We start from the raw sequence: 20347 nt of genomic DNA on the forward strand, positions 1-20347 counted from the left end.
AGCTTTATCTGGCAATAAATGATATCGACCACACGAAGACCAAAGCGATGTCGCCGCAGACGAACGGCATCTGCGAACGGTTCCACAGGACGATATTGCAGGAGTTTTATCAGGTAGCATTCCGCAAAAAACTGTATGGCGAACTCGATACATTACAGTCGGATCTTGATGAATGGCTGGTTCACTATAATAATGAACGAACCCATCAGGGGAAAATGTGCTGTGGCCGGACGCCAATGGAAACGTTACTTGATGGAAAACACATCTGGGCTGAGAAAAACTTAAGCCAGATGTAATCTGACAGACACCTGTATAAATAACCGGTAACTGTCAGATCAGGTCTGAGCTAATACAACTGAGTGATGAATCGATTTCCAGTTCTTTACAGCGTAATTCGTCTCTCACAAATTCGAGTACGGTTTCATCCAGGGATTTCATATCCTGTCCTCACGTCGAACCATGAGATTATAATGCCAGATAGTTCTGTGGGAGATGATGGTAATATCGTATAACGTGATAGCAACACCCACCCACGGTAACCCTCTTCCAATCAGCCCACCCAGATTTGCCGTTATCCGTATATCATCACTGCTGCATTCAATCCCACAGGCCACTAAGTCAGCCCTGAAAGTCACGGTAAAAACCGCTTCCCGGACACAACCGTATGATTTAGCTATACTAAGGGTGGACTGATTCAATAAATGAGGAATTTATGAAGAATACCATTATTGCTTTGTCGGCTCTTTTACTGGCTTCTCCGGTTTTCGCGGATACGGTCACTCAGGCAACTGACGCAACGGTGCAGGAAGCACATAAAGGTGCTGATACGGCGAAAGAGAAACTGCACCAGACGGAAGATCAGGGTGCCGAGCTGAAACTGAAAGCCAAACATGCGGCGGAAGGGAAAAGTAATTCAACCAGCAGTAAAGTTTCAGAAGGAAGCCAGAAAGCCTGGCATAAAACGAAAGAAGGGACAGAAAAGACCTGGGATAAAACCAAACAGGGTGCAGAAAGTCTTAAAAACAAAGTGACTGAGTAATAGCCGCCTGTTGTTAAAAAGGCCGGATTACCCGGCCTTTTTTTAATTACAGCGCCATGTCGTGCTGGCCTTTCGCAGCCGCTTTTTGTTGTTCAGGTTGAACGTTCGCCGGAGCGCTGCCGTTCATCTGAATAACCGGTGGTTTGGTCAACTGCAACGTTGCTGCGGTGTTATCCCAAACCTGCTGCGTCAACGCCACGTTACCGTTTAACTCCTGACCAAAGCTTGGAATAACAGCCTTAATCTTGCTCTGCCACTCTGGCGAGTTAAACTGCTCCGGGAACAGCTTCTTAATAACATTGAGCGTAATCGGAGCCGCAGTTGAAGCACCCGGAGAAGCACCCAGCAGTGCCGCAACGGTTCTCTGCTGGTCAGTCACCACTTCGGTACCCAGCTTCAGCAGGCCGCCTTTCTCAGCATCTTTTTTGATGATCTGTACACGCTGACCCGCCTGGATCAGCTTCCAGTCTTCTTTACGCGCAGCCGGATAGTACTCTTTCAGCGCGGCGAAACGATCGTCATCGTTCAGCATAACCTGACCGATCAGGTATTTAACCAGGTCAAAGTTATCCAGACCCACATGCGTCATCGGCATAAAGTTGCTGGTGGTGGTGGTTTTCAGCAGGTCCATGTAAGAACCATTTTTCAGGAACTTAGTCGAGAAGGTTGCAAATAGTCCAAACAGCACCACACGTTTGCCGTCAAGAAAACGCGCATCCAGATGCGGAACGGACATCGGTGGCGCACCTACAGAAGCCTGACCGTAAACTTTCTCTAAATGCTGGCTGGTAATTTCCGGGTTTTCAGTCACCAGGAACGAACCACCTACCGGGAAGCCGGCATAGTTATCGGCTTCAGGAATACCGGTTTTTTGCAGCAGTTTCAGCGCGCCGCCGCCAGCACCGATAAAGACATATTTTGCATCCACCGCATGTTCTTTACCGTCTTTCACGTCGGTCACGGTAACATGCCATGAATTGTCCGCATTACGCTTGAAGCTGGTGACTTCTGAAGAAGTTTCCAGCTTAAAGTTGTCATGTTTCTTAAGGCTGCCAATCAGCTGACGGGTGATTTCACCGTAGTTCACATCGGTGCCCACCGGCGTCCAGGTCGCCGCCACTTTTTGCTGCGGATCGCGGCCATCCATGATCAGCGGTGCCCATTGTGCAATCTGCTTATGATCAGTGGAGAACTGCATTCCCTGGAACAGGGTAGTCTGCTGCAATGCCTTGTAACGCTTGCCCAGATAGTCGACGTTTTTGTCGCCCCAGACAAAGCTCATGTGCGGTGTGGAGTTGATAAACGAATGCGGGTTCTGCAACACACCGCGCTGAACCTGAGCGGTCCAGAACTGGCGCGAGATCATAAATGATTCGTTGATTTCCAGCGCTTTGCTGACATCAATAGAGCCGTCCGCACGCTCTGGCGTGTAGTTCAGCTCCATATTGGCAGAGTGACCAGTACCGGCATTGTTCCAGCCGTTTGAGGATTCCAGCGCCACGCCGTCCAGTTTCTCTACCATCAACTGTTTCCAGCCTGGCTGTAGCTCCTGAAGCCAGGTGCCCAGAGAAGCGCTCATAATGCCGCCGCCGATCAGCAGGACATCGGTTTTTTCCGCTGTATCTTCAGCATAAGTGGAGGTGCAAACCAGCAGTGCTGCGAGGGAAAGAACTGGGGAAATTTTACTTAATTTATTCATGTTAAGTGATGTGTATAAACAGTTTTTTAAAATTTAAGGAAATATCTTAACAATCATGTCCAGCTATTTCAAACTTACTATAGTTACAAAACCACCGTAAATAAGGCGAATCGAATGAAATATCCCTGTGTTTAATATGTCTATAAAGCTGACAAATTGTCATTGCAGAGAGAATATCAGGCTGCAACCTGAGTGTTGCTGTGACAGGCAAAACTGCCCGCATCCAACCACACTGATTACTCTTTAGCAGGGGTTGTTATTTGCTGATAATTCGCCGGAGTTAAAATGAAAATATTCAATCATGAAGTGACCGCAGGTTTACTCAGAGGTTGGTGGAATGAAGATGTGCAGGGCTTACACTACTGGAATTTAAGAGAAAATGGCGTGGATGCCTGTTATGAGAAAGGTAAGAAGGCAAAATTTGCGGGTCACGATTATCTCTATGTCGGCAACCAGAATAATTTACCTGTCGATCTGGCTTTTGAAGATGGGATAGCAAAACACGAGCAACGCCTGGTTACGCTGGCAAATGCATTGTGGCAGGGAAAAGGAGACCAACAGCTTTTAGCGAAATATGCACAAACCGCATTACCTGCTATTACCGCTTCAGCGGTTCGCAGTAAATGGGGTCTGGATGGGGTGGGGAAAGTTCTTCAACTCGATGAAAGAAAAAGAGTGGCCTGGCTTAAGAATAATTTTGAAACCACTTATAAAAGTTATCTGAACTGGGACTTTACCTTCTGGCAGTCAACCGATGCGCCGCTACTTATTTGTGATTCACCCCTGTTTGATTTTCGCTGGCGTATGGATTCAGCTGATGACAATATGCGTTTTTGTTTTATGCCGCTCGGGCCACATGCCGCTGTCACCGGTGCACCTTCATTCAGAAGAAATATGTACAGCCCTGCCACTGTGCTGGGAAAAGTAAAAAATCCCCCTCCTGCTAATAATAGTTTTAGTCTCGCAAAGATTTCACTGCCGCTGAATATAGTCAGTCACTTTAATACCCTGACACTTCATCGGGCCAGAGGATGGGTTGTGGCAAAAAACAGGGAAGAACTTTTAAAACATGCGGATTTTTTACAGCCCCATAATCTGGCTGAAAGAATAAAGTCAGACACGGTTATTGAACTTCGTAACGGCATCGTCAGCAAAAGATCCCCCCTCTGATGGCGATTTAATTACCGTGCGCATCTTAGTCACGCTTTATCTACCGATGATTGACCTGCATACAATCAAATGATAACTATTATCATCTTTTAGTTACTCTGGTGAGATGAAATGAAAGAAAGTCATGTGGCTTCGTCGGCGTCCTGCTGCATTGTTGGCGGCGGCCCGGCCGGATTAATGCTGGGATACCTGCTGGCACGTGATGGGGTTCCGGTAACGGTGCTGGAAAAACACGGTGATTTTCTGCGCGACTTTCGCGGTAATACCATTCATCCTTCCACGCTCGAAATTGCCTGGCAGCTGGATTTTCTCGACGAGCTGCTGGCAATCCCTCATCAGAAAGCAGAAAAATTATACAGTGAAATCAACGGTAAACAAGCCACGCTGGCTGACTTCAGCCACCTGCCAACCCGCTGTAAATACATTGCCTTTATGCCCCAGTGGGACTTTCTGAATTTGCTCAGCAGTAAGGCCTCACAGCTCCCCGGCTTTACTCTGATTCAGAATGCGGAAGTTCGTGAATTAATTACAGAGAATGGCATCGTCAGCGGCGTGCGCGCCTTGGTTAAGGGAGATATGCAGGCGTTTCACAGTCAGCTGGTGATTGGCTGTGACGGACGCGATTCGATTGTTCGTCGGCTTGCCGATCTGAAGGTGCGCAGCTTTGGCGCACCACGCGATGTGTTATGGCTAAAAATCAGCCGACAACCCGGCGATCCTGAGTGGACGATGGGGCATCGCGGGGCGCAAAAGAATTTTATTATGGTTGATCGCGGCAGCTACTGGCAGTGTGGTTACTCCATTGTTAAAGGCAGTCTGCCAGCGCTTCAGGCTACCGGGCTTCCTGCTTTTTTGCAGCAGGTCGCTGACGCATCCCCTTTCGCGCTGTCACGTTTGCAGCAGGAGATTGCAGACTGGCAGCAGGTCAGTTTGTTAAAAATCCGCATTGACCGGCTGGAGCAGTGGGCCCGCCCCGGCCTGCTGTGCATTGGTGACGCAGCCCACGCCATGTCACCGATTGGTGGCGTCGGGGTAAATCTGGCTATCCAGGACGCGGTGGCGACAGCAAACCTTTTGTCAGCGCCATTAAAAAACGGCACGCTGACACTGAAAGATTTGCAGAAAGTTCAGCGCCGCCGCATTTTCCCCACCTGGGCAACCCAGTCACTACAAATCATGATCGGTAAAGCCGGGCAAAAGACGCGCCGCAAACCCCCCGGCAAAATGGAACAGTGGCTACGCCAGCGAAAATTCCTTGCCCGCCTTTCCGGCAGGCTGATTGGCATTGGTTTTTTTCCCGAACGACCGGGCCGCCGCTAACCGCGATGACTGACTCTGGTTGTGAAAACGTGATGCCGATCGAGGCGGGATGCCCTGACATATAGTGAAGAAGAAAGGTGAGCAGGCGGGACAGGTATTGCCCCGTCCGATCGGGCAGACCAGCCGGACGGGGCAGATTGTTTTAACAATTTTCGAGCAGATCCTCAGGCGTCAGGGTGCGTTTTCCCTTCTTCGATGAAATCTTCATCAATCTCATCGCTGTTGGCTTCATTATCGCGGCCGGATAGCAAATTCCAGCAGGCAATAAACAGCGCAGCAATCAGCGGCCCAATCACAAAGCCGTTGATACCATATATTTCCATGCCGCCCAGCGTGGAGATCAGAATCAGGTAGTCCGGCATTTTGGTATCTTTTCCCACCAGTAACGGACGCAGAATGTTATCGACCAGACCAATAACCACCACGAAGAACACCACCAGAAAAATTCCCTGCCAGATCATGCCAGAAAAGAAGAAGTAGACCGCGGCGGGAACCCAGACTATCGCCGAACCGATTGCAGGGATCAGAGAAAGGAAAGCTATCAACGCGCCCCATAACAGGCTTCCCTCAATCCCGGTGAAGTAAAATGCCAGACCGCCAAGCACCCCCTGCACCACTGCCACCACCACCGTCCCTTTCACCGTTGCACGGGAAACCGCAGCAAATTTTACCAACAGGTGATGTTTGACATACTCCGTTAGTGGTATTGAACGCAGGATCACATTGATCAAATACGAGCCATCTTTCAGCAGGAAAAACAGCAGGTAAAGCATGATACCGAAACCGACTGCAAAGCCCAGGCTGCTTTTACCAATCAGAAAAACGCTGCCCGCCAGGTACTGTCCGCCCTGAAGTGCAACCTGCGATAATTTCTGTTGGATGTGGGGTGCCGTATCCAGTTGATGCTGGGCCAGTGAATGCCTTGCCCATTGCGGAAGATGCTGCATCACCTCAGCGAGAACCCCCGGCAGCTGGGTGTTATTATTCTGCAACCTTTCATAGACAGCGTTGAACTCCATCGCCATCGAGGAAACGACAATCGCCAGTGGTGTAATAACAATCAGGCAAATCACCATAACGGTGGCAAACGCAGCCAGACCATTTCTGTCAGCAAAAAGTTGTTTCAGGCGGCGCTTCATTGGATGAAAAATAATCGCCAGGATGGCAGCCCATAACACGGAAGAATAATACGGCCCTAAAATATCTAAAAATGCCACGGTGACGATAAACAGGATCAGGATAAAAAATCCCTTCGACAGGCCTTTAAATCTCATGGTAATTCCCCGAAAACCTAATAAGTTCGCTAACGTAGCATAGAACGCTGCGGCACATTTGCAATGCAGGACGGAATGCTTCAGCGCATGCCGGAATTATCATTCCTGCCTCGTCTGCGCAGGCATAAATCCGGGATCTTCTGCCACAGGCTGTGGCGCATCGCCGCGTCTGATTTCGACACCGCCTTTAACCAGTCCGGCCAGTGTAGTGTTAACTCAGCAGAACAGAGCGAAATGGAAATGCTGGCGGGCCGGTAACAGGTTCAGCTGTACTCAATAACCTCAAACCCCTCATCCGCGCCCGGCTCCGAAAAATAAGCGGTAATATGTGCAAACTGTTTGTCCGTCACTGAAAAATCGTGTGTGCCTTCAGCATTCCTGGCATGTAAACGGGCTTTGCAAATGTCGTCGGATACATTGAGATAGTGCAGACGATGACTGGCACCAGACTCGACAATGATTTCCATCATCCACTGACGATGGGGTCGGGTATTTGCCGGAAAGTCCAGTACCACGGAGATACCAGCCTTGAGCAGTGAAATCAGATGGGGTTTCATCACATCTCTGAGCTGTGCAGAGTAGTGCACATAATCCGCTACGGATTGCATTTGACTTGCGTAAAGCGCAGTAAGCCAGCGATCCTCACTGATTACTATTGTGCCAGGCGATGCACTGAGTGTTTCTGATAATGTCGATTTACCCGAGGCGATTTTCCCGCATAGCAAATGGAGCGTGGCTTTTTCCGCTCTGGCAGACGTATTAACTGGCATATTTTACCTCACGGATTTGTTAACAATAATCTGTAAAATCCTACGGTTATTTCAACACGTTGCCGGACTGGCGGCTCAAAAGGCGTGTCGGGCCTGAGATTTAACAGGACAGGTAAACCTTCACTTCTGGCTGATGTTACCAGGAAACAAATGGACTCAGGCAGGATTTCACGTGACATTCATCTAAAAAAATATCCTCCGGCATAGCCGGAGGTTTTTCATATGCGCCTGTAAGGCTCTGTTACCAGCAGCGCCCTGACAGGCGCATACGAGCTGACATTTGCATCCAACTTCCCTACTTACGGCCCGTAAACGGGCTACCTGGATACGGGATTGATAACTGCTCCCCCAATTTATCCTGTTCCAACTGGTGCTTTATGTACTCCCGGATTTTCGATGTATTTTTACCCACCGTATCCACATAATACCCACGGCAACAGAACTCACGGTTTCTATATTTGAATTTCAAATCGCCAAACTGCTCATAAAGCATCAGGCTACTTTTACCTTTCAGATACCCCATGAAACCCGACACGCTCATCTTCGGCGGGATCTCCAGAAGCATATGGATGTGATCAGCACAACATTCGGCTTCCAGGATATTCACGTTTTTCCACTCACTTGCGCCCTGTGCCATGCTTGAATACCGCGTCTCCGGCGATCTAAGCGTGGCGGGGCGTTATCGCTATAACCACATGACGCACAAAGACGTAAACATCAATGGAAAGATGGAATATAAGGACTCCCACCTTCTTGACGTCTTCGTGAACTATCAGGCCACGGATAAATTATGGCTCCTGTTGGACCCCGAATTTTCCATTAATACCGGTGACTTCAGGTCGCCTAACGGGAAAAGAATGCACTGGGAGCCCAATATTGCTGCGCACTACCAATTGAATAAATACTGGAGAGCTTTTGCAGAACTGGGCTGGCTGGACCGTGATGAAAACCATGATAACCAGGTCTGCGTACGCATCGGGATCCGTTATTTCCTGCCGTAATAGCGTCGCGCTCTGGTCGCCATCTTTACTCGTCACGTTTTGCATATCGCAATTTATAACTGACCTGATTTCATCGCACACTGTCCCGCAGGCCTCTCACCTCTGCTGACACACCTCCCTATACTGGCTGTCACTGAAGTCTTAGGCACTGCGGTGCCAGCCATTACCGAACAGGATTATTATGAAACTGACACAAGTACGAAACGCCACCCTTTTTATTGGGTATGCCGGCACCACTTTCCTCATCGATCCGATGCTTGCTGAAAAGGATGCCTGGGACGGCTTTGCCGGGACGGCGCGTTCGCATATTCGTAACCCGATGACCGCATTACCGATCGCGACAGAAGCGCTGGTAAATGCTGATATCGTCATCGTGACCCATACTCATATGGACCACTGGGATGAGGCCGCGCAGAAACATATTCCTTCAAACAAGCTGATCTTCGCCCAGCACGAGGCTGACGCCGAACTGATCCGCTCCCAAGGATTCACTAACGTTCGCGTGCTGCAGGACGACAACGTGTTCACCCACGGTCTGACCATCCATAAGGTCGAAGGCCAGCACGGCAGCAACGAAGCCTACGCGGTTCCGCACCTGGCTGAAGGTCTGGGCGATGCCTGTGGCCTGGTGTTTACCCATCATGATGAGAAAACGCTGTATATCGCCGGTGACACCGTCTGGGTGAAGCCGTACCTGAAAACCCTTCAGCGCTTTAAGCCTGACGTAGTGGTTCTCAATACCGGCGACGCGCACATTGACGACTATGGCCCGATTATCATGGGCGCCCGTGACACGCTGCGCACGCTTCAGGCTCTGCCTGAGACAACGGTTGTGGCCTCGCATATGGAAGCCATTAACCACTGTCTGCTGACCCGCCAGGAACTGCGTGAGTACACGCAGCAAAACGGCATTGAAGAGAAGGTTCTTATCCCTGAAGATGGTGATACCTTGACCTTCTGATAATACTGAACCTGCCGGGGCCGCCCTCTGTCCCGGCAGACTGACGCTGAGGACCACCATGTCATCATTATCCGTCGCCGTGATTGCCACACCCGGTGTTAGCCCTTTCCACTTCTCCATTCCCTTCATGATTTTCGCTCAGGCCGTTGAGCCCGGGCTGTTCAGCGTCAGCGTTTGTGCCGACGCGCCCGGTCAGGTCCGTTCCGACATAGGCTTTACCATTGATGTCCCGCATGGCCTTGAGCCGCTGCGCACCGCCGACATCATCGTCATCCCGTACTGGAGCCATCCTGAAGAAAAGCCCGGTGAGCACCTCCTCGCCGAACTGAGAGATGCGTGGGCGCGCGGTGCCGAAGTCGTGGGATTATGTCTGGGGGCCTACGTACTGGCCTATGCCGGGCTGCTTGATAACCGTCGGGCGGCGACCCACTGGGAGTTTGAGCAGGATTTCCGAAAGCGTTTCCCCCTTGTGCATCTGGACAGTAATGCCCTGTACACCAAGGACGAACGCCTCATCACTTCAGCCGGTACCGCTGCAGGTATCGACTGCTGTCTGAATATCGTGCGGGAACACTACGGCAGCAGCGTCGCTAACCACGCTGCGCGCAGAATGGTGGTCCCGCCCTACCGTGAGGGCGGCCAGGCGCAGTTTATCGAGCATCCGGTACCGACCAACACCCGCGATGAGAAGCTCAACGAGCTGCTCGACTATATCCGGCGCAATCTTGAGAAACCGCACGACCTGGACGCGCTGGCGGGATTCGTGAACATGAGCCGCAGAACGTTTACCCGCCATTTCCTGAAAGCGACTGGGGTGACTGTCGGTGAGTGGATCAATGCCCAGCGCCTGCAGCGCAGCCAGGAGCTGCTTGAGACAACCAGCGCCAGCATCGAGAGCGTTTCCGAGCTGGCCGGCTTCCATTCACCGGTATCGTTCCGCCAGAGTTTCAAGGCCCGCTTTAATGTCAGCCCCAGCGAATGGCGGCGGGCGTTCCGCGGGCCTGAGCCCCTTGCCTGATATCACGCGCTTGAATAAATATCCTTCGGCATAGCCGGAGGTTTTTCATATGCGCCTGTAAGGCTCTTTTACCAGCAGCGCCCTGACAGGCGCATACGAGCTGACATTCGCAGTTGCCAGACCGCAAGGTGTTTTAACAAATCAAAAGGGGTTTTTTATAACTGGCCCAAAGCTGAAAACTTTATTGAACCCCCAGCCTGGCTGGGGGTTTTCAATGCACAGAAAAAACCCCACCTTAATCCGGCGGGGTTTTCTCTGTACGGGCTTGCTGCATTTGCCTTTCAGCAGCAGCCATCAGCCCCTCTTCTCCTGGCGGAGCCATCGCCAGAAGACTCCCTGTAAAAGGGCAGCCAGCCAGCGACGGGGGCTTTACTGCTAAGCCAGTTTAACCGGCCACTGATTCAGCACAATTCCTCTCTTCTGCGCTCCTTCACCGAAATCCTGGAGCACCGCTTTAACATCAGGATCGATATATTCCGCGTTATCGTAATCCACAATCACCACACTGTTTTCCGGGATCTCCGCCAGCAGGGTTTTCAGCCGCGGATTGTGCAGGAAAGTGAGATTTTGCTGGAAACGCAACACATAGTGATCGTCGTAACGTGTCAGCAGCAGCGCATTGCGGTGGCTTTTATAAACACTGAACAGAATCTGGGTTGCCAGTCCGATACCAATACCGGCCAGCATACCAAAGATCAGAATACCGCCGATGGTGGCGAGGAAAGGCACATACTGCCGGGCACCTTTGCGGATATGTTCCACAAACAGGCCGGGCGTGGCCAGTTTATAGCCGGTATGTAACAGCACGGCGGCCAGACTTGCCAGTGGAATAGCATTCAACATTTCACTGAACCACAGCCCACAAACCAGCAGCAACACGCCGTGCACCAGAATCGAAATCTTACTTTGTGCCCCGACGCTGACGTTGACCGAACTACGCACAATGACGGCGGTGATAGGCAAACCACCGAGAAAGCCACTGAGCAAATTACCAATCCCCTGCGCACGCATCTCTTTATCAGGCGACGGCGGCGGGTTCTGCGCACGCAATTTTTTCAGTGCTTCCTGACTCAGCAGTGTTTCCAGGCTGGCAACCACCGCCAGCGTCACAGCAATGACGTATACCGCCGGATTTTGCCACGCCATCCAGTCTGGACGTTGCAGTTCACCCGTGAGCGCCTGGAGACTGTCAAAAGATGGCAGGGAAATACGTGGCAAATCGGCCATAATTTCCGGATACATTCTGCCGCCGAATACGGTCACCATGCAGCCGAACAGTACCGCCATCAGCGGACCTGGGATCCAGCTTAACACCTTGATTTTCTTTACCGCAGGTGTGGACCAGAACCACAAAATAAACAGGCCGGTTACCGACACCACAATGGCCGGAATCGATACGCTGAAAGCTCCACCAGTGACCATTTCGCTGAGCTCACTTTCTCCCGCCGCGCCAAGTGCCACCGGGATCTGCTGAATAATCAGTAAAATACCAATGGCAGCCAGCATCCCTTTAATCACCGTTCCGGGAACCAGACTGATAAAGCGGCCTGCGCGCACCACGCCGAGTAAAAATTGCAACACGCCAGCAATGATCAGCGCCAGTAACAAAGCGGAGAAGGAGCCCAGCGTTTCAATTGCGCCGGTCACGATGGTGACCAGTCCGGCAGCCGGGCCGCTGACGGCAAACTTTGACGGACTGAAGGTTGTCACCACCAGCCCACCAATCACCCCGGTCAGCAACCCGACAAAGGGCGGCAGACCACTGGCTTGTGCGATCCCCAGGCAAAGTGGCAGTGCGACCAGAAACACCACCAGACCTGCGGGAATATCCTGACGAAGTGTGGATAAATTCATGGCAGAGGCTCCTGTGAATTCTGCTGAATCAGCTCTTTCAGATGACCGGTTTGCAGGTCGTAAACACAGCCGAAAACATCCAGCTGTACACCATTACGCCACGCTGTGATAACGGGTTCAGTACGAATCAGATGCGCAAACTGCGCCAGCACGTTGGCCTCAACCAGCTGATTCAGACGCTGCGTTTCATCTTCGATACCGCTGGCTTCTGCCAGACCAGGAGCCAGCGCCTCGCGCAACTGAGTAATACGCCGCGCCAGCGGGGAGTTCTCATCAGACAAAGGAATATCCGGCAATGAAATCGCGGCCTGCACGCCACCACAGCCATAATGCCCACAAAGTACGATACGGGAGACTTTCAGATACTCCAGCGCGTACTGCAACACGCTCATAAAGTTGTCGTCACCGCTGACCACCATATTGGCAATATTTCGATGGACAAACAGCTCGCCAGGATGCGCCCCGGTCAGGACTTCAGCGGGCACACGGCTGTCAGAACAGCCTATCCACAATGAATGCGGCTGTTGGGAGTGTACATTCTGCCTGAAATACTGAGGATTACGTTGGCGGCGCTGTAAGGCCCAACTACGGTTCTTAGCTAACAAGGGTTTAAGTGTCGTCAAAATACAGTCTCTCTCTCAGGACAACAGGAATAAGAGCCGGTCCCACCAGGCATGTATCGTTGTGGCCAATCCGGACATCCACTTCAGGTAACAACCGAGTAAAGGTGGTACCTATCGGTTGTGAGCAGTACACGGGTCCGAAATGGCAAATAAAATAGCCTGATGGGCAGGCTTTAAGCCGGGCATCAGATTAATTCAATAAGTAATCGCATTAACGCCCTGAACATTAAGTATGTACATAAGCGCTGAAATAAGTTCTGACATTTTAGAAGCATCAGGAAACATTAAGAATATTCTTAGAAAACACCTGACCTTGAATTGTAATTTTTATTAAATTAACTTTATCACCAGCAGATTTTTTGGCATGAATTTTTAAGATTTACATCTCAAAAATAAATAAAAGAAAACGGAAAGAAAAAATATTATCTTTAAATATGCTTATAAAACAATGAGTTAAACACAAGTCACCATAAAAACCGTTTTTATAAAAGTGCATTAATTCTTTTTTATAATTTTCCGTTCAGTTTACTGAAGGAAGGATCAAATTCAGAATGGAAAAGCTGTTTATTCATTCTTAAAATTTAATTTTACCTATCACAAATAAGTTGGTTATTAATAACCTTATTTATCAATTAATGTCAGAAACACGGTGAAATATTTAAACATCTTTACATTAATAGTTTCAGCTACGGAAACTCCCGGCTGGATTATTAATCCGGTTTATCTGAAGAAAATTGCCCTGCAAAGCTGACTGTTGTACATGTCAGACATTCTCCAGCATATTATTCGGCTGATGAATTTTGAGAGGTCATTAATTTTCCATCTGCGATCCAGATAACACCTGACCGGCCTGACGTTTGCCAGCCCCAGAAACAGGTCACAGACCGATCTGAGCTTTGCTCGCTTTCACCGACGTCACTTCGGAAACGCTGGCAGACAGTAGCTGAATGACGGAAGTACAGAACGCTTCATAAGCCTGTCAAAAGTCATAGTTTCGGAAAATCTTAAGTAACCCGCAGCAAAACTAGGATAATTCTTATGTATTCCAGGTGATTTTTATCTGTTTCCCTTCTTTATCATTTCCACAGGTAAGTAAAGTTCAGCCTATCAATTCGATAGGGTGTGGTTACTCACCCATAAGCGCAATTCCATGTAAGATGTGCGTGATTTCAGGCAGATAGCCTGTGTCATTCAAAGCAGAAAAAGCCAGAGCGGCGCCCACTCGCAGATTAAGGTGGGGAACGACAAGCCCCGATAAGCAGACGGTCGTTAAGACCCTTCACAGCAAAAATAATAAGTGTCCTGAAAGTGTTCGGTGACTCCACCTCGTGCGCTACGCAACGATGCCTTTTATGTTTTACAAATGGTATCGGTCGTTGGGGAGTGATCGGCTGACAGGCGGCTTTCCTTGATTTCTGCCTTTGCGCCGTAAAACAGGCTGCTGACAAAAGCGACTCTGCGAAATGATTTACCCCAATAACCGATGAGGAAGGCATTATGAGCAATGATCACATCACCGGCAGCGGCGTCAGCCGGAAAAAACTTCTGATTGTTTTAATGTCGCTGGCCATCAGCCCGATTGTCCAGGCTGATACCTTAACCCGTGATAATGGCGCACCGGTAGGCGATAACCAGAACTCACAAACTGCCGGTGCAAACGGCCCGGTGCTGTTGCAGGATGTGCAATTACTGCAAAAGCTACAGCGTTTCGACCGCGAGCGTATTCCGGAGCGTGTTGTTCATGCTCGCGGCACCGGAGCGCACGGTGAGTTCACCGCGACCGCAGACATTTCCGACCTGACCATCGCGAAGGTGTTTACTACAGGTAGTAAAACCCCGGTGTTTGTCCGTTTCTCCAGCGTGGTACACGGTAACCACTCGCCGGAAACATTGCGTGACCCACGTGGATTCGCCACCAAGTTTTATACCACTGACGGCAACTGGGATCTGGTCGGCAATAACTTCCCTACTTTCTTTATTCGCGATGCCATCAAGTTCCCGGATATGGTGCACGCGTTTAAGCCCGATCCCCGCACCAACCTCGATAACGATTCACGCCGCTTCGATTTCTTTTCTCACGTACCAGAATCAACGCGTACTCTGACTTTGCTTTACTCCAACGAAGGGACACCCGCCTCCTACCGCAACATGGACGGCAATGGCGTTCATGCTTACAAACTGGTGAACAGCAAGGGCGAAGTGCATTACGTCAAATTCCACTGGAAGACGCTACAGGGAGTAAAAAATCTCGACCCGCAGCAGGTTGAGCAGGTGCAGGGTAAAGACTACAGCCACATGACGCACGATCTGGTGGCGGCGATCAACCGTGGCGACTACCCGAAATGGGATCTCTACATCCAGGTGCTGAAACCGGAAGATCTGAAGAAGTTTGATTTTGATCCGCTGGATGCCACCAAAATCTGGCCCGGCGTGCCGGAGCGCAAAATCGGCCAGATGGTGCTGAATAAAAACCCGGATAACGTATTCCAGGAAACCGAACAGGTGGCTATGGCACCTTCCAATCTGGTGCCGGGAATTGAACCTTCCGAAGATAAACTGCTTCAGGGACGTCTGTTTGCCTATGCCGACACCCAGCTTTATCGTATCGGGGCCAACGGCCTGAGCCTGCCGATCAACAAGCCGCGCAACGAAGTCAATAATGGCAACCAGGACGGCAGTCTTAACAGTGGCCACACCCAGGACAAGGGCGTGAATTACCAGCCAAGCCGCCTGTATCCGCGTGAAGAGCTGGCGTCGGCCCGCTACAGCCATACGCCGCTGGAAGGCACCACGCTGCAAAGCAAAATCCAGCGCGAACAGAACTTTAAGCAGACCGGCGAGCTGTACCGCTCTTACAGCAAGAAAGAGCAGGACGATCTGATTAACAGCCTGGGCACATCGCTGGCCGACACCGATACGGAAAGCAAGAACATCATGCTCTCTTACTTCTACAAGGCGGATAAAGATTACGGTACGCGCCTGACCGGCGTGGCAAAAGGAGATTTAGCCACGGTGCAAAAACTGGCGGATAAGCTTTCCGACTGATATGAGGGTACGCGCCCGCACTTCGGTGCGGGCTGCCTGGCACAGTGATGAGGAAAACATGATGAAAGCACTTTATCTGATGCTTTGCCTGTTAGCCGCGCCGGTACTTGCCGCTCAGGCGCCAAATAATGCTAATGAGCAGCAGATCAAACAACAGCTGAACAATTACCTGTGGGATGCGGCGCGAACGGGCGAAAACAGCGTGATCAAAAACTTTATCGCCGCAAAATACAATCTTAACGAGCAGGATGAACACGGCTACACCGCCGTGATCCTTGCCGCCTACCACGGCCATTTGACGACGGTGGAAACCCTGCTCAATGCCGGGGCCGATCCCTGCCTGCGTGATAATCACGGTAACAGCGCGCTGATGGGCGCAATTTTTAAAGGCGAGATTAAAATTGCCCGTCGGTTGATTGCCGCCAAATGCAGTCCGGATATGCGCAACAATGCCGGACAAACGGCCGCGATGTATGCCGCGTTGTTCCAGCGACATGCGCTGTTAGAACAACTCAAGGCTAAAGGAGCCGATATGCACGCCACCGACGTTAACGGCAACAACGTCGCTGCGCTGGAGCGCGGGGAAATTAACGGCAAGTGACCCGGCAGGTATTACCGGAAACGTTTCGGGCAGTGATGTCAGTAAGTCTGCCCGACTGAACGCATCGCCACAGCCGGTTAACCGTGCTTTAGCCCACTGAATTTGCAGCCGTCAGGCTGCTCTTTTGATCACAGGACACGAGCAGAAAGGCTGTTATCGCATGGGCCGACTGCGGATATATTTCGGGTCAGGCAAAAGCCTGTTTCCTGGTGCTGAAACAGGCTTCCGTTTTATCACTTAAGAACGCGCTTTACCTAAAACGGCGCTGTTACGTTTGGCACCGATTTTGCCAGTACCGGGCTGCTCATTGTCGAGCCAGTCGCGGAGGTAGTGTTCAATCTGTTCCAGACTGCGATTACGCGTCTCCGGCACACACTTAATGACAAACACCGCACCCAGGATACCGACAGCGGCAAAAATAAAGAAGGTGCCAGAAAGACCAATCCAGGCAAGCAGCACAGGGAAGAAGAGGGAAATCAGGAAATTAGCGATCCACATGGCGAACACGGCTCCCCCCATAAAGATACCGCGCAGTCGCGTTGGAAATATCTCTGACAACAGTAACCAGGTGACCGGCGATAACGCTCCCTGTTGAAAACTGAGAAACATTAACATCCCCGCCAGCACCAGGTAAGCCCGCAGCAGGTCGGGTTGACCATTGACCGTTTCAGGAAGAAGAAAGCTGACTGCGCCGATAAAGACCAGGCAGGCGGTACAGCCAAACTGACCAATCATCACCATAGTACGTCGGCCGATTTTACCCAGCATCCAGATGCCGACAAAGGTCATCAGTACCGATACCACCCCATTGGCAATGGTGGCGAACAACGCGGCGTTATCAGACATGCCTGTCGATGTCAGCACCGTCGGTGCGTAATACATGATGGTGTTTACGCCGGTTAACTGCTGAATAACGGCTATCCCAATCCCAATCAGAAAAAGTTTGAACAGCCAGGGCTTCATGACTTCACGCAGCCGGGGTTTGCCTAACGCGCTTTGTTCATCCAGCGTTTCAGTAATTTCCATCAGTTCCCATTCCACGTCCTCTTTACGGCGGGTGCGTTCGAGCACGCTTCGGGCTTCAGCGAGGCGACCTTTCATTGCGTACCAGCGCGGCGTGTCGGGCATAAACATCATCCCCACCCACAGCAGCACGGCCGGTATGGTTGCCACCACCAGCATCCAGCGCCAGGTGCTTTCGCCTCCCCAGATTTCATGGAATGCTGCGTTGGAAATATAAGCCAGCAACTGGCCTGATACGATCATCAGTTCCTGTAGCGTTACCAGCTGACCACGTTTGTGTGCGGGAGCCAGCTCAGCAATATAGACAGGCACGGTCGCCGCTGCCCCCCCTACTGCCACACCGAGAACCAGGCGGAAGAAAACCATCCAGTGTACGTCGGGAGCCAGTGAGGTCCCAACCGCCCCGACAGCAAAGATCACCGCCAGCCAGAGAATGATTTTCTTTCTGCCCGCCGCGGCAGCCAGATGACCGGACAACAGCGCACCCATTGCTGCGCCAAACAGCAGTGAACTGGTAATCAGACCGGTGGTAAAAGGGGTGAGATGAAGCTCCTTGCCCATAAAAAGCAATGCGCCAGAAATAACCCCGGTATCATAACCAAAAAGCAAACCGCCTAATGTTGCGATCAGCGCAACAACCTTAACGTAGGGCGATGTCGGGGCGTTACTGTTAGGACCCGATGCCCTGTTAAGCGTGAGATATTGTTCTTTCGTCATACAAGACTCCAGTCACCTGCTGTAATAGGAATAAATTCAGATGTTGTCTGAGTGCAAAGGTATTTGCCTCACTACCTGTAAACTCACAAAGTTAATTTAAACCAAATATTTCATATGTGTTAACTATGAAATTTTAGTTTTGAGTTGTGGATCATGTTTTGTTGTGATTTTGTTTAACAGTGCGATATGACGCTATTGCTGGATTTCAGAATGGGGAATCAAACGGACAAGAAAATAAACCTAATAATATGATAAATATGAATTTATTTTAAATAAGTTGCATTTGACGCGAATATCCATGTTCCGGACGGATAAAAAAATCACCAAAGATTAAAAATTATTTTTTCCATATAAATAAAAAATGAAAAATAATTTTAAAAAGGCCACGCGGCGCGCGGCCCTGTATTGAGCATCTTTCAGATACCCGCAGTTTCGCGAATATATTTCCGTGCTTTGACCGCATATTCAAACGGGTTGGCTATTGCCGGGTCCTGCTCCGCCTCCACCACAATCCAGCCTTTATAGCCCTGCTCATCCAGCAGACTGAAAACCGGTCTGAAATCAATAATGCCGTCGCCTGGCACGGTGAAGGTGCCTCTTCTTACCCCATCCAGAAATGAAAGACCTTCACGGCGTACCTGCTCGATGACTGCCGGACGAACATCTTTCAAATGAACATGATTAATGCGGGAAAAATGTTTTTTCAGGATATCCAGCATGGCTTTTTCGTTACCTTCCGAATACCAGGCGTGGCCGGTGTCATAGAGCAGCCAGACATTTTCATCCACCAGCGAGAGAAATTTGTCGATTTCCGCGCTGGTCTGGATCCCCGTTCCCATATGGTGGTGCAGGCAAACCTGCATCCCCTTTTCAGCAGCCAGACGTCCCAGCGTGTTGTAGCCCTCCGCGACTCTCTGCCACTCCTCTTCGCTAAAGTACGGTTTCACACTGCCCAGCACCGGCAGGCCGGTGCCCTGGATGCTGCCGCTTTGCTCTGAGCAACCAATCACTTTCGCGCCCATCTCATGCAGGAAATTCATATGATTAACGAATTCATCGATGGTTTTTTCCCGCTGCCCGTCAGCAAAAAAGGTGCTGAACCAGGCGTTACAGATGCGGATACCGCGTATCTCCAGCATCGGCTTGAGAACCTGCGGATCGCGGGGATATTTGCTGCCGACCTCGCTGCCGGTGAACCCTGCCAGAGCCATTTCACTGACAATTTGTTGGAAGGTATTTTCACCGCCCAGCTCCGGCATATCATCATTCGTCCAGCCGATGGGCGCGATAGCCAGTTTGACATGTTGATGGTTCATTATCGTGCCCCCGTCTGTGCATTCAGTTGTTGCAGTTCCCGTTCTATCAGCTCACGGGTTTCAACTGCCTGATGCGCCATTTTTTCCGGATAGCCAAACAGCGAAGCGGCCACAATCGGTTCACCGCCAACCCTGAAGTTCTTTTCAGCGAAATTCATTTCACGCAGCGTGCGAAACAGGGCGTCGAAGTCCACTTCGCCTTCGCCCGGCGCAACGTGCTGATGGATGGTGGCGTCCACCCCCGGTGGATTGACGATATAGCGACAGTGCCGGGTGTGATTCATGGTATCGGCAATCAGCACGTGGGAAAGATCGTCACCGGCATAGCGCAACATTCTTGCCACGTCGCCAACACCTTTGTCATAGAAAAAGGTGTGCGGAACACTGTAGATGTACTTGACGTTGTCGCTGCGAAACGACTTAACCGCATCGACAGTGGCGTCACTCTCTTCACAGAAATCCCACGGGTGTGCCTGAATTTCCACGCGAATACCTTCCCGCTCGAATACTGGCAGCAGCTCTTCCATTGAGCGATAGAACATCTCATCACAGATTTCCGGCTGATTTGGATCGCCGGAGAATTCGGTGTTAATCACCTGAACGCCCATCTCTACCGCGATTTCCACCATCCGCTTCCAGTTTTTGACCGCCGCCTGACGCCGTAATTCGTCCGGTCCTGACCAGCGATAGACGCAGATAAATGAGGAGATCTCCAGCCCCGTTTCCCGCAGGGCCTGCTTGTATTCCTTCATTATCTCGCGGCTGGCGCGCGGATGCTTATAGAAGGGATTAATTTGCGGATGTGGCGACTGCTCAATATATTTGTAACCCCACTCCGCAACCTGCTGAACCATGCGCGTGACACCCAGCTCTTTGATCACATCAACATCGAATGCAATTTTCATCATCTGTACCT

19 protein-coding genes and 1 pseudogene are annotated in these 20347 nt (G+C 50.7%); 10 read left to right on the forward strand and 10 right to left on the reverse strand.

All coding sequences use genetic code 11. The features are described 5' to 3' along the window. On the forward strand, window positions 1-296 hold a 296-nt coding region (locus BG55_RS16300; RefSeq protein ID WP_034933296.1), incomplete at its 5' end, for an IS481 family transposase. Between the two features lie 138 nt (window positions 297-434). Here BG55_RS16300 and BG55_RS23590 read toward each other — a convergent pair. Next, window positions 435-635: an STM2901 family protein gene (locus BG55_RS23590; RefSeq protein ID WP_478210295.1), complete on the reverse strand. Its 201-nt coding sequence runs from the start codon at window positions 633-635 to the stop codon at window positions 435-437. A gap of 77 nt (window positions 636-712) precedes the next feature. Between BG55_RS23590 and BG55_RS16305 the strand changes: the two genes are divergently transcribed. After that, on the forward strand, window positions 713-1039 hold the full coding sequence (locus BG55_RS16305; protein ID WP_034939723.1) for a KPN_00521 family repetitive protein: 327 nt from the start codon (window positions 713-715) through the stop codon (window positions 1037-1039). Between the two features lie 46 nt (window positions 1040-1085). Here the strand turns inward: BG55_RS16305 and mqo are convergent, their stop codons facing one another. Then, the gene (mqo, locus tag BG55_RS16310) at window positions 1086-2738 is read right to left on the reverse strand and encodes a malate dehydrogenase (quinone) (protein WP_034939725.1); all 1653 of its coding nucleotides are present in this window, start codon (window positions 2736-2738) and stop codon (window positions 1086-1088) included. 285 nt (window positions 2739-3023) lie between these two features. Between mqo and BG55_RS16315 the strand changes: the two genes are divergently transcribed. Continuing rightward, window positions 3024-3908 carry a DUF4238 domain-containing protein gene (locus BG55_RS16315; protein WP_034939727.1) on the forward strand — a complete coding sequence of 295 codons (885 nt, stop codon included), beginning with the start codon at window positions 3024-3026 and terminating at the stop codon, window positions 3906-3908. A gap of 111 nt (window positions 3909-4019) precedes the next feature. Then, the gene (locus tag BG55_RS16320; RefSeq protein ID WP_034939729.1) at window positions 4020-5228 is read left to right on the forward strand and encodes an FAD-dependent oxidoreductase; all 1209 of its coding nucleotides are present in this window, start codon (window positions 4020-4022) and stop codon (window positions 5226-5228) included. Between the two features lie 164 nt (window positions 5229-5392). Here the strand turns inward: BG55_RS16320 and BG55_RS16325 are convergent, their stop codons facing one another. Beyond that, the gene (locus BG55_RS16325) at window positions 5393-6502 is read right to left on the reverse strand and encodes an AI-2E family transporter (protein ID WP_034939732.1); all 1110 of its coding nucleotides are present in this window, start codon (window positions 6500-6502) and stop codon (window positions 5393-5395) included. An 87-nt stretch (window positions 6503-6589) separates the two neighbouring features. Between BG55_RS16325 and BG55_RS22890 the strand changes: the two genes are divergently transcribed. Continuing rightward, the gene (locus BG55_RS22890; RefSeq protein WP_160170871.1) at window positions 6590-6760 is read left to right on the forward strand and encodes a hypothetical protein; all 171 of its coding nucleotides are present in this window, start codon (window positions 6590-6592) and stop codon (window positions 6758-6760) included. A 5-nt stretch (window positions 6761-6765) separates the two neighbouring features. Here BG55_RS22890 and BG55_RS16335 read toward each other — a convergent pair whose 3' ends face one another. Beyond that, window positions 6766-7272 (reverse strand): P-loop nucleotide/nucleoside kinase family protein, encoded by a 507-nt coding sequence (locus tag BG55_RS16335; protein WP_034939737.1) that lies wholly within the window; start codon window positions 7270-7272, stop codon window positions 6766-6768. 295 nt (window positions 7273-7567) lie between these two features. Next, window positions 7568-7894: pseudogene (gene tnpA, locus BG55_RS16340) on the reverse strand (IS200/IS605 family transposase); the annotation flags it as partial. A 13-nt stretch (window positions 7895-7907) separates the two neighbouring features. Here tnpA and BG55_RS16345 point away from each other — a divergent pair. The 3 genes from BG55_RS16345 (at window position 7908) to BG55_RS16355 (ending at window position 10252) form a co-directional block, all read left to right on the forward strand. Continuing rightward, window positions 7908-8273 carry an oligogalacturonate-specific porin KdgM family protein gene (locus BG55_RS16345; protein ID WP_052018912.1) on the forward strand — a complete coding sequence of 122 codons (366 nt, stop codon included), beginning with the start codon at window positions 7908-7910 and terminating at the stop codon, window positions 8271-8273. A gap of 181 nt (window positions 8274-8454) precedes the next feature. Then, a complete protein-coding gene (locus tag BG55_RS16350; protein WP_034939740.1) occupies window positions 8455-9234 on the forward strand; it encodes an MBL fold metallo-hydrolase in 780 nt (259 codons plus the stop codon). A 58-nt stretch (window positions 9235-9292) separates the two neighbouring features. After that, window positions 9293-10252: a GlxA family transcriptional regulator gene (locus BG55_RS16355; RefSeq protein ID WP_034939741.1), complete on the forward strand. Its 960-nt coding sequence runs from the start codon at window positions 9293-9295 to the stop codon at window positions 10250-10252. A gap of 375 nt (window positions 10253-10627) precedes the next feature. Here the strand turns inward: BG55_RS16355 and BG55_RS16360 are convergent, their stop codons facing one another. Then, window positions 10628-12106: a SulP family inorganic anion transporter gene (locus tag BG55_RS16360; protein WP_034939744.1), complete on the reverse strand. Its 1479-nt coding sequence runs from the start codon at window positions 12104-12106 to the stop codon at window positions 10628-10630. Continuing rightward, window positions 12103-12729, reverse strand: coding sequence for a carbonic anhydrase (locus BG55_RS16365; protein ID WP_034939746.1), 627 nt, complete (start codon window positions 12727-12729; stop codon window positions 12103-12105). The genes BG55_RS16360 and BG55_RS16365 overlap by 4 nt, the downstream gene beginning before the upstream one ends. A gap of 1557 nt (window positions 12730-14286) precedes the next feature. Here BG55_RS16365 and katB point away from each other — a divergent pair. Both katB and BG55_RS16375 read left to right on the forward strand, forming a co-directional pair. Beyond that, a complete protein-coding gene (gene katB, locus BG55_RS16370) occupies window positions 14287-15774 on the forward strand; it encodes a catalase KatB (protein WP_200871642.1) in 1488 nt (495 codons plus the stop codon). A 61-nt stretch (window positions 15775-15835) separates the two neighbouring features. After that, entirely contained in the window at window positions 15836-16375 is a 540-nt protein-coding gene (locus tag BG55_RS16375) for an ankyrin repeat domain-containing protein (RefSeq protein WP_034940015.1), read from the forward strand. A gap of 237 nt (window positions 16376-16612) precedes the next feature. Here BG55_RS16375 and BG55_RS16380 read toward each other — a convergent pair whose 3' ends face one another. From BG55_RS16380 to BG55_RS16390, 3 genes are all read right to left on the reverse strand, one after another. Then, entirely contained in the window at window positions 16613-18115 is a 1503-nt protein-coding gene (locus tag BG55_RS16380; RefSeq protein ID WP_034939750.1) for a sugar porter family MFS transporter, read from the reverse strand. 416 nt (window positions 18116-18531) lie between these two features. Next, the gene (iolE, locus tag BG55_RS16385; RefSeq protein WP_034939752.1) at window positions 18532-19431 is read right to left on the reverse strand and encodes a myo-inosose-2 dehydratase; all 900 of its coding nucleotides are present in this window, start codon (window positions 19429-19431) and stop codon (window positions 18532-18534) included. Then, complete coding sequence (locus tag BG55_RS16390; protein ID WP_034939753.1) at window positions 19431-20336, reverse strand: sugar phosphate isomerase/epimerase family protein; 906 nt, start codon at window positions 20334-20336, stop codon at window positions 19431-19433. Before BG55_RS16390 ends, iolE begins: the two co-directional genes overlap by 1 nt. Window positions 20337-20347 lie beyond the last annotated feature (11 nt).

This window comes from Erwinia mallotivora, from assembly GCF_000590885.1.
Taxonomy (GTDB): domain Bacteria; phylum Pseudomonadota; class Gammaproteobacteria; order Enterobacterales; family Enterobacteriaceae; genus Erwinia; species Erwinia mallotivora.

Bases quoted from the DNA above. Each gene is read 5' to 3' on its own strand.
- BG55_RS16305 (WP_034939723.1), top strand. From the start codon at position 713: ATGAAGAATACCATTATTGCTTTGTCGGCTCTTTTACTGGCTTCTCCG.
- mqo (WP_034939725.1), bottom strand. From the start codon at position 2,738: ATGAATAAATTAAGTAAAATTTCCCCAGTTCTTTCCCTCGCAGCACTG.
- BG55_RS16315 (WP_034939727.1), top strand. From the start codon at position 3,024: ATGAAAATATTCAATCATGAAGTGACCGCAGGTTTACTCAGAGGTTGG.
- BG55_RS16320 (WP_034939729.1), top strand. From the start codon at position 4,020: ATGAAAGAAAGTCATGTGGCTTCGTCGGCGTCCTGCTGCATTGTTGGC.
- BG55_RS16325 (WP_034939732.1), bottom strand. From the start codon at position 6,502: ATGAGATTTAAAGGCCTGTCGAAGGGATTTTTTATCCTGATCCTGTTT.
- BG55_RS22890 (WP_160170871.1), top strand. From the start codon at position 6,590: ATGCCGGAATTATCATTCCTGCCTCGTCTGCGCAGGCATAAATCCGGG.
- BG55_RS16335 (WP_034939737.1), bottom strand. From the start codon at position 7,272: ATGCCAGTTAATACGTCTGCCAGAGCGGAAAAAGCCACGCTCCATTTG.
- BG55_RS16345 (WP_052018912.1), top strand. From the start codon at position 7,908: ATGCTTGAATACCGCGTCTCCGGCGATCTAAGCGTGGCGGGGCGTTAT.
- BG55_RS16350 (WP_034939740.1), top strand. From the start codon at position 8,455: ATGAAACTGACACAAGTACGAAACGCCACCCTTTTTATTGGGTATGCC.
- BG55_RS16355 (WP_034939741.1), top strand. From the start codon at position 9,293: ATGTCATCATTATCCGTCGCCGTGATTGCCACACCCGGTGTTAGCCCT.
- BG55_RS16360 (WP_034939744.1), bottom strand. From the start codon at position 12,106: ATGAATTTATCCACACTTCGTCAGGATATTCCCGCAGGTCTGGTGGTG.
- katB (WP_200871642.1), top strand. From the start codon at position 14,287: ATGTCGCTGGCCATCAGCCCGATTGTCCAGGCTGATACCTTAACCCGT.
- BG55_RS16375 (WP_034940015.1), top strand. From the start codon at position 15,836: ATGAAAGCACTTTATCTGATGCTTTGCCTGTTAGCCGCGCCGGTACTT.
- BG55_RS16380 (WP_034939750.1), bottom strand. From the start codon at position 18,115: ATGACGAAAGAACAATATCTCACGCTTAACAGGGCATCGGGTCCTAAC.
- iolE (WP_034939752.1), bottom strand. From the start codon at position 19,431: ATGAACCATCAACATGTCAAACTGGCTATCGCGCCCATCGGCTGGACG.
- BG55_RS16390 (WP_034939753.1), bottom strand. From the start codon at position 20,336: ATGAAAATTGCATTCGATGTTGATGTGATCAAAGAGCTGGGTGTCACG.